The sequence below is a fragment of the Methanobrevibacter sp. genome, from assembly GCF_017539065.1.
Taxonomy (GTDB): Archaea; Methanobacteriota; Methanobacteria; order Methanobacteriales; family Methanobacteriaceae; genus Methanocatella.
Genome location: NZ_JAFYHP010000017.1, coordinates 24,938 through 33,760, shown reverse-complemented (window position 1 = coordinate 33,760; position 8,823 = coordinate 24,938). Strand labels below are relative to the sequence as shown.

The 8,823-nt window shown below is 34.9% G+C and carries 7 protein-coding genes; 4 read left to right on the top strand and 3 right to left on the bottom strand.

What is annotated here, in order from left to right:
- Positions 1–3,903 (bottom strand): beta strand repeat-containing protein (locus IKS50_RS05165; RefSeq protein ID WP_394357524.1); only part of this gene is annotated, 3,903 nt, incomplete at its 3' end.
- A 273-nt stretch (positions 3,904–4,176) separates the two neighbouring features.
- Between IKS50_RS05165 and cfbB the strand changes: the two genes are divergently transcribed.
- Both cfbB and IKS50_RS05155 read left to right on the top strand, forming a co-directional pair.
- Complete coding sequence (cfbB, locus tag IKS50_RS05160) at positions 4,177–5,526, top strand: Ni-sirohydrochlorin a,c-diamide synthase (protein WP_292846442.1); 1,350 nt, start codon at positions 4,177–4,179, stop codon at positions 5,524–5,526.
- A gap of 1 nt (position 5,527) precedes the next feature.
- Positions 5,528–6,568 carry an oligosaccharide repeat unit polymerase family protein gene (locus IKS50_RS05155; RefSeq protein ID WP_292846439.1) on the top strand — a complete coding sequence of 347 codons (1,041 nt, stop codon included), beginning with the start codon at positions 5,528–5,530 and terminating at the stop codon, positions 6,566–6,568.
- Here IKS50_RS05155 and IKS50_RS05150 read toward each other — a convergent pair.
- Positions 6,554–7,462 (bottom strand): restriction endonuclease, encoded by a 909-nt coding sequence (locus IKS50_RS05150; protein ID WP_292846436.1) that lies wholly within the window; start codon positions 7,460–7,462, stop codon positions 6,554–6,556. The two genes, IKS50_RS05155 and IKS50_RS05150, sit on opposite strands and share 15 nt — an antisense overlap.
- A 155-nt stretch (positions 7,463–7,617) precedes the next feature.
- Between IKS50_RS05150 and surE the strand changes: the two genes are divergently transcribed.
- Positions 7,618–8,397 carry a 5'/3'-nucleotidase SurE gene (gene surE, locus IKS50_RS05145; RefSeq protein WP_292846433.1) on the top strand — a complete coding sequence of 260 codons (780 nt, stop codon included), beginning with the start codon at positions 7,618–7,620 and terminating at the stop codon, positions 8,395–8,397.
- Here surE and IKS50_RS05140 read toward each other — a convergent pair.
- Positions 8,386–8,529 carry a hypothetical protein gene (locus IKS50_RS05140; RefSeq protein WP_292846430.1) on the bottom strand — a complete coding sequence of 48 codons (144 nt, stop codon included), beginning with the start codon at positions 8,527–8,529 and terminating at the stop codon, positions 8,386–8,388. The two genes, surE and IKS50_RS05140, sit on opposite strands and share 12 nt — an antisense overlap.
- Before the next feature lie 74 nt (positions 8,530–8,603).
- Here IKS50_RS05140 and IKS50_RS05135 point away from each other — a divergent pair, with 74 nt between their 5' ends.
- Positions 8,604–8,801, top strand: a complete 198-nt coding sequence (locus IKS50_RS05135; RefSeq protein ID WP_292846427.1) for an LSM domain-containing protein — start codon at positions 8,604–8,606, stop codon at positions 8,799–8,801.
- The last annotated feature ends 22 nt before the right edge of the window (positions 8,802–8,823 follow it).

The following is an 8,823-nucleotide window of genomic DNA, read 5'->3' as shown; positions in this document are numbered from 1 at the left end:
GTATCCGAGAGAGGATATTGCTCCACCCCAAGATCCAGTGTTGTTTGCAAAGTAAGAATCAGTAATTAAAGTATCACCAGAAGTTACAACAACACCAACTAATAAATCACCAGCATTACCGTCACGGATAACAATATCCTTAAGGTTATTGGTAATATTGGTGTTTGAAATAGTTAAATCACCATTTAAGTTGTAGATTGCTGCACCACCATTATCATCGTTTGATGTACGGAAAGTAATGTCATTACTGTCAAATACGCTGTTATCAACATTTACACTACCTTCAGAGTAAATTGCACCACCACGATAAACAGCAGTGTTATTAATAAAGTTAACACCATCAGCAACTAAACTAGCACCGTTATTCACATAAACACCAGCACCTTTATCAGCTTTAGCATCACGAACTGTCATATTAATTAAAGTTAAAGTGTTGCCCGCAGTGACATTGAATAATCTAGCAGCATTAAATCCGCTGATAGCAGAACCATTACCATTAATTATGATATTTTTATCAATTACAATGCCATTAACAAGAGCTGAATCAAATTCAGGAACATAAGCGTAATCACCATTTAAAACAATGGTGCTTCCTTCATCAGCATCTTCAATTAATTTTGCTAAATCGGTTAAAGTTTTGTAAATAATAATAGTGGATGTGTTGACTATTAAGTTGCTTCCTGGGTATGAAATATTTACTACATAGGTTCCAGGAACTGTAGGAGTATATACTGCAGTATAAATACCATCTTCAAAACTAGCATGAACTTCGTCAATATCGCCAATAGTGAAATCAAAGTTGATATCTTTAATTAAATTACCGTTATCATCAGTAATAGTAGCGTTGAGAGTGATATCTTCCATATGGTATGAATAAGTACCGTTTTCCATGATTTCAATGAAGATATTGGATACGATTTTTCCGTAGTAGTTAGCAATATCTGCACCATTTCCAACAACTGTGTTGTTTGACAAACTTAATATTCCGTCATTGGAAATTGCATTACCCCATGGTGCTGTGTTGCCTTCAAATTTGGAATTTTCTACGGCTATATTTGCATCATCTTGGGTCCAAAGGTAAACTGCTCCTCCTTCGCTGGAAGCTACGTTATCTGTGAATGTACAATTGTCGATTAATGAATCTCCATCAACACCTGCAAGACTTACAGCACCACCAACATTAGCAGAGTTAGCAATAAATGTTGAATCGGTAATTTCAGCAGAAGCGCCTTGAGGGAATACGACTATTGCTCCACCTTGAGTATTGGAAGTTCCAGAACTTCCTACACCTACGCCTTTGTTGTTTTCGAAAGTGGAATTATCGACTACTAAGTTTGAGGATTCTACAAAGATTGCACCACCAAAGGTAGCGTTGTTTCCTTCAAATTTAGTATTTTTAACAGTTAAAGTGTAAGGTTCGGTGTTCATGTATCCGAGAGAGGATATTGCTCCACCCCAAGATCCAGTGTTGTTTGCAAAGTAAGAATCAGTAATTAAAGTATCACCAGAAGTTACAACAACACCAACTAATAAATCACCAGCATTACCATTACGGATAACAATATCCTTAAGGTTATTGGTAATATTGGTGTTTGAAATAGTTAAATCACCATTTAAGTTGTAGATTGCTGCACCACCATTATCATCATTTCTAGTCCTGAATGTAATGTCATTACTGTCAAATACGCTGTTATCAACATTTACACTACCTTCAGAGTAGATTGCTCCACCACGATAAACTGCAGTGTTATTGATGAAGTCTACGGTTTTAGCAATGAAACCGTTAGCAGCTTCTACATAAACAGCACCACCTTTTTCAGCATTACCGTTCTTTAAAATAATATTATTTAAGGTTAATGTAGCGCCATCATTTACAGCAAAGATTCTGCCTGAGTTATCTGCATCTAAATATGTGCTAATTACACGTTTGCTGTTAGCATAGCCAATAATAGTTAAATTTTTATCAACAACGATACCGTCGGCAAATGTTGCTTTTTCATCATCCGCTTTAGTGATTTTGGATGAGCCTATATAGATTTCTCCACCATTAACTAGAGCAATAAGATTAGATAATTGAGTAAAAGTAGTGAGACTAGATTGGGAAACCCTACCGTTATTTTCAATAGCATAATCCCCAACATTTGAGAAATTAGTAGTTAAACCTACTGTTACTACATTATTGTTGATTATTGCAGCAGTGCCATCCCCAACAACATTAGCATTAGATAAACTTAAACTACCGCTTTCATCTACAGTGAATACTTTACCATCATTAGCTGTAATAGTATGGCCATCAGCATTTATTGAAAATGACCTGTTTACGTGAATACCGTTTGCAAAGGTTTCATATTCTGAATCTAGTTTAGTAACATCACCAGTTAAGTAGACGGTTGCTGTAGTTCCACTATCAATCATAGCTTGTATATCGCTGAAACTAGTAGCGTCATAGTAAACTTTAGCACCAGTTATTTTTGGAATCTCTCCAACACCATCGAAATAAATTGAAGGACTATTACCACCTTTAATATCGTCACCTGAATTGTCGTAAGTGTTATTAGAAATGGTTAAAGGTCCCCTATTAGGAGCAATGATTGTATTAGTGAAAGATGAATCAGTTATAGTACCTTCCCTAATATATACTGCATCAGAACGTGATGTATTATTTTCGAAAGTACAACCTGTTATGGTCATTACAGAATCACTGTATGTTGCACCGCCCATTCCTCCACGGTTATTGATTTTTCCATTAAATGTTTCGGAATAAGCTGCTTTAGCTGTATTGTTAATAAAAGTACAACCAGTTACTTGGGTATTGGTAGTTGAAATTGCACCACCCATAGTAGCACTATTGTCTTTGAAAACACAATCAGCTATTATGCAATCACTAGTAGACTCTGTAGCAGCGATTGCTCCACCATTTGCATAATTAGTATTTGAACTTCCTGTTCCTCTTACTTTATTTCCAGTGAAATTGGATTCTGATATATAATAATTTCCATTAGGGCAGTAAATAGCACCACCATTGAATGCGAAGTTATTATTAAAAGCAGAACCGGAAACAAGTAAATTGGAAGTTGTTCCTTGACTTAATATTGCACCACCGTATGATCCGCTGTTATTTTCAAATGTGGAATCTGTTACGGTTAAAGCACCATTTTTATTTGTTACGGCTGCACTACTTAAGTCACCAGTGTATGCGCCTGTTCCACCACGGTGTACGATATCTTTTAAATTATTAGATACTGTAGAAGTGGATATGAGCACATCACCATTTTCAGAATAAATTGCAGCACCACCATAACCGTTTACAGTACGGTCGGTTAAGTCATTTCCGTCAAAAGTAGAACCAGTTACAGTTATAGAACCACCATTATTGTATATTGCTCCACCGCTTTTTGTAGCAGTGTTGTTTAAGAAGTTAGAATTAACAATGGTTAATGTTCCTCCATTATTGTAAATAGCTCCACCGTTTTCAGCATTACCATTTATCAATGTTACACCCATTAATGTTAAGGTGTAACCTGAGTTAACATTAAAAATTCCACCTAAATTGCTTCCATCAATCTTGTGATTATTACCTAAAATAGTAACATCTTTTGAGATTGATAGAGTATTTTCACCATCAGCGCGAACGTAGTCCCTTGACATTATGACTGTTCCGCTTGAGTCGATTGAGCTTTGAAGTTCGGTGAAATTTCCATCTCCATCAGCAGCCAATACATCTGTATCATCCGTCGCCGCAACTGCGTCGACATCTTCAGAAGCAACCTCATCAACAGGCGCTTCATCTACAGCCTGTATAGCTGTGTCTGAAGTATCGTCTATATCTGCTGCAGAAACAGCAGAAATTGCTAATATCATTACCATTACCAGTAACAATATTGAAATTTTCGATTTCTTCATTTTACGTGACCTCATATTTTATTGACATATTTTAAATTAAAATTGATTAAGTTAAAATATGATAATATATTAGTTTTAAATGATATTTAAAGTTATATAAGTAAAATATCCATTACATTTTAATCACATTTTTAACATATTGCTTCAAATAATAAAAAAAATACAATTCCATTAAAATTAAAATTAGACATATAACAAAATTTGTAAAAAAATCATGATAGAATTCGATTTTAATAATATTATATATAATACTAAAATACAAATTTATCATACATGAGAATAATTTTAGCAGGAACCGGAAGTGCAGTTGGAAAAACCACAATCGCAACCGGAATAATGAAAGCTCTAAGTGAAAAATACAATGTTCAGCCATTTAAGGTTGGACCGGATTACATTGACCCATCCTACCACACATTAGCGACCGGAAACACTTCAAGAAACTTAGATTCGTTTTTTATGAAAGAAGGTCAGGTCAGAGATTCATATCTCAAAGGAATGAAAGGAAAAGACATTGCGGTTATCGAAGGCGTTCGCGGATTATATGAAGGAATCGACTCTATAAATGATATTGGAAGTACCGCCAGTGTTGCAAAATCACTTCAAGCCCCAGTGATATTAATCATAAACTCACGAAGTCTTGTCAAAAGTGCGGCGGCTCTCGTATTGGGCTTCAAATCATTGGATCCTGAAGTCAACATAGCAGGAGTTATCCTCAATAAGGTTAAAAACAAAGCGCACTACGAGAAAACAAAAAGGTCGATTGAAGAGATTACCAATACCGAAGTCATTGGAGGCATTGTAAGGGATGATAACATTTCAATCGAGCAAAGGCACTTGGGCCTTGTTCCCGCACGTGAAAGGGAAACTTCAATCAAGTTCATCGACATCTGGTCAAAAACAATTAAAGAATCAATAGATTTGGACAGATTGGTAGAAATAGCCAAGACCGCACCTAAAATAGATTCTGAAATTGTGCCTATCTGGAACAAATTGAATAAAGAACCTGTTAAAATCGGTGTGGCATATGATGAAGTATTCAATTTCTATTATAAGGAAAACATTGAAGCTTTGGAAGCCAACAATGCAAAGATTGAATATTTCTCACCATTGAATGATGAAAACCTTCCCGACATTGACGGCCTATACATAGGAGGAGGATATCCCGAATTATTCTCAAAGGAATTATCTGCTAACACACAAATGCTTAAAGACATTAAACAATTCCACAACGAATCAAGACCAATTTTTGCCGAATGTGGAGGTTTGATGTATCTTATGAACTCAATACATGACGATAAGGTGGTTGACATCTACCCATATAAGGCCATTTTGACAGACCGCGTCCAAGCTTTGAAATACACAATAGCTGAAGTGCAACAGGACAACATCATCTCCAAAAAAGGAGAAATTTTCCATGGTCATGAATTCCACTATTCAAAAGTCATTGTGGACAAACTGCAACATCCATTGGCCTTTAAAATTACAAGAGGCAAAGGTTCTTATGAGCTTCAAGACGGGTTTATGGAAAAGAATACCCTTGCAAGCTATGTCCACACTCATGTAGCGGCAATGCCTAATTTTGGAGGAAATCTAGCAATTTCTGCAAGAGAACTTGGAGATTAACATGAAAAGTAAAATCGATTTTTTCAATCCGTTGATTTTGGTTGTTGGAATACTTGCATTTCTCGCAATGGGCTATATCGGATCATTCAATTACAGATTTGAAGATCCCTTAAAGCTGGAAGTTATTTTAACAGTTGTTTTTGCCTGCATCATATTCGCCATCGGCGTACTGCTTGTCAAATACAAAATAAAGATTGAAGGAAATGAAATAACATTTTTAAGTGAAAAATTGCTATTGGCATTTGCAATAATCGCCTTAATCCTGCAAGCACTAAATCTGGTTCTTTTGGGAGGAATTCCTCTCTTCAACAGCACATTAAAAGCAAACGCCACTACAAACATTTGGAGAATAGCTTACCCACTATTTTTAATCATGATCAATTTGCTTCTTGCAAAATACTACAGACGCGAATATTTGATTTTAATCATGATAGGGGCATTAATATTCGGCCTGAACGGCTACAGAACTTCAGTTCTGGGAATCCTGGGCAGTTCATTCATCACACTATATTATCTGGACAAGATTTCAAGAAAATTTGGAATACTGTTCATAGCTCTGATAGTAATCGGACTGATGGCCGTTGGATATATCGCTTCCCAATCAATCGCAGGACAACATTGGACATTGAATCCATTGGAATTGATATTTTACCGTGCGGCATTTACCTTAGAAGTATTTGAAAAAATCATCCCATTAGCCGGAACTACAAACGGACACATTCTTAGCATGATTTTCTCATCCGGAAGTCCAAGAACTTTCATTGGAGAATATGTCCTGCACTATACAGTCTGTTTAACATCAACATTATTCGGACCCGTGATGCTTGATTTTGGATATCTTGGATTGACTGTCCAAATGCTGTTTATGGGAACATTTTTAGAATTAGTCTATAAATTAAAAAAAGGAATTGGAGTGGGGATTTACTCCATCATCTTAACACACACAATTATTTGGATAGAAACTGGACCAACAGACATTATGATTTGGTTTTTATACCTAATAGGTTTAGTTTATATTCTAATTACCTTATACAAAAATTAAGATAATCAAAATAATCAATGAAATGAAGAACACGAATGTTCCTTTTACAATGAAATCCGCATTTCTGTCTGTATAGAATGACAATCCATAAGAGAGAGCCAATGCAATGAACATTTCAATTAAACCAACCATGCCCGCATCCATTCCGAGTAACCCTGCAATAACTGAAATCAAATATGATACAATTACAACAAGTAAAATTAATCCAATAGGATTTTGGACTATTTTGAAGAATAATGAATCCGGGCCAAATCTGCTTGGCCTTGAATTATAGTTATATAAGTTAGTTTGAGTATAAGGACTTAAACTACCAGATTTACGTGAAGGTCTCCTATTTAACAGTGAAGAAATTCCCCTAGGTTTGTCTTCATCAACTTGTCTGTATAATGTATTTTTGTAAAATTGAGGCTGTGCATCTCTTCTTTGCATGATATATTCCATGTCAGAAGCGTCATAAGTATATTCAGGGTATTCGTCCTCAATATAAACTGATGCGCCACCATCATATGGAGTATTGTCAAGAGTTGTTTGATTAGTCCTGTCTTGATATTTTTTAGCCATTTCAAGTAAATTGTCACGATCAACTAATTTAATATTTTTCCTAAGCGCATAGTTTTTTGCCTGCTCGGAGAAATATGCTGAAGTTACAATAGTTACTTTGGAAGCTTTAAGACTATCTTGCACTTCTTCCATTTCCTTTAATACATCTACACCAATTCTGAATTCTTTATCGTAATTCTTACATGCTACAACTACCCCAAAATCCCCAATTGTAGTGGGCAGAATAGCATATATGTCGATGACTTTTTGCGAGGTTTTAAAATTCTTATAAACCTTAAAACCAGAGTCCTCCATTACTTTCGCTATAAAATTAATTAATTGTGGTTTTTCCAAGTTTCCACCCTTGTGTGTTTTTTACAATAATATTATATTTTATGGAATAAATTGTTATTAAACTTTTTTATAATTATATTTTTATAGTTTTCTATGCAATCAGAATTCATGCCAAACCTAAAATTATTTAAAAAATAAACTACCCAATAATGTATATGAAAGCATTAATTAGTAATGACGATGGAATAACCGCTTCAGGAATCCTTGCTTGTAAAAATGCAATTGAAGATTTATGTGATACCTATGTAGTAGCTCCTGAAACTCAACAAAGCGGAATCGGTCATGCCCTAACCTTATTCGAATCATTAAGAATGAATGAATATACTTTAAGAGATGGGAGTAAAGGCTATGGTGTCAGCGGAACACCGACCGATGCAGTTACCCTCGCATTATTTGAAATCATGGACGAAAAACCTGACATAATGATTTCAGGAATAAACACCGGTTTCAACATCGGTAAAGCAGAACTTACAACATCCGGAACACTGGGAGCGGCAATCGAAGCTGCCAGCTTTGGAATTCCAACAATAGCAATTTCACAAGAAGTGACACGTGACGATATAAAATTTGAAAATGGCGAAATACAGGTTGATTTTGAATTTGCCAAGAAAATGCTCAATAAATTAACAAAAATTGTTTTAAAAAAAGGTTTGCCTGAAGGAATTGATTTGTTGAATGTTAATATTCCTGCCAATCCTTCAGATGAGGAGTTTGAAATTTCCCATTTAAGTGACAGGATGTACCTTCCAATTATTGAAAAACGCTTAGATCCCCGTGGAAAGCCATATTACTGGATTGACGGTGAGCCATATGACTCACATGCTCCTGGAAGTGATGGTTATGTATTGCGTGAATCTCATAAAACTTCAATAACCCCATTAAAAATAGACCAAACTGGTTCTATAAAAGATTTGAAAGATTTTTTAGATATTTAAATCCTTAAGGATTTTATCCCTTTCTTCACGAAGTTCATTTAAAATTTTTTCGTCAGTACAGCCGTCTTTTTCAAGTTGAGCCAATGTTCTAGTAATTGCTGCCAAATTACTTTCTAATTGATTAATTGCCATGGTATAATATTAAAACATTAAAGTATATAAATTTAAAAGTTAAACTATAATATACGATAGAAGGATTGAAAAACATGACAGATAAAGACCAAGTAAATAAATTATTCAGACAATTTAAAAACAAATTTGTGACTGTAGAATTAAGAGACAATAATCAAGCTGAAGGAAAAATAATCGCTATTGATAATTACTTAAATATAGTTTTAGAAAATGAGAACGGTATTGAAACCTTGAAAGGTGGAAATATAGTATATGTTAGTTTAAAAGAATAGCTAACACTTACTCAAACACCAC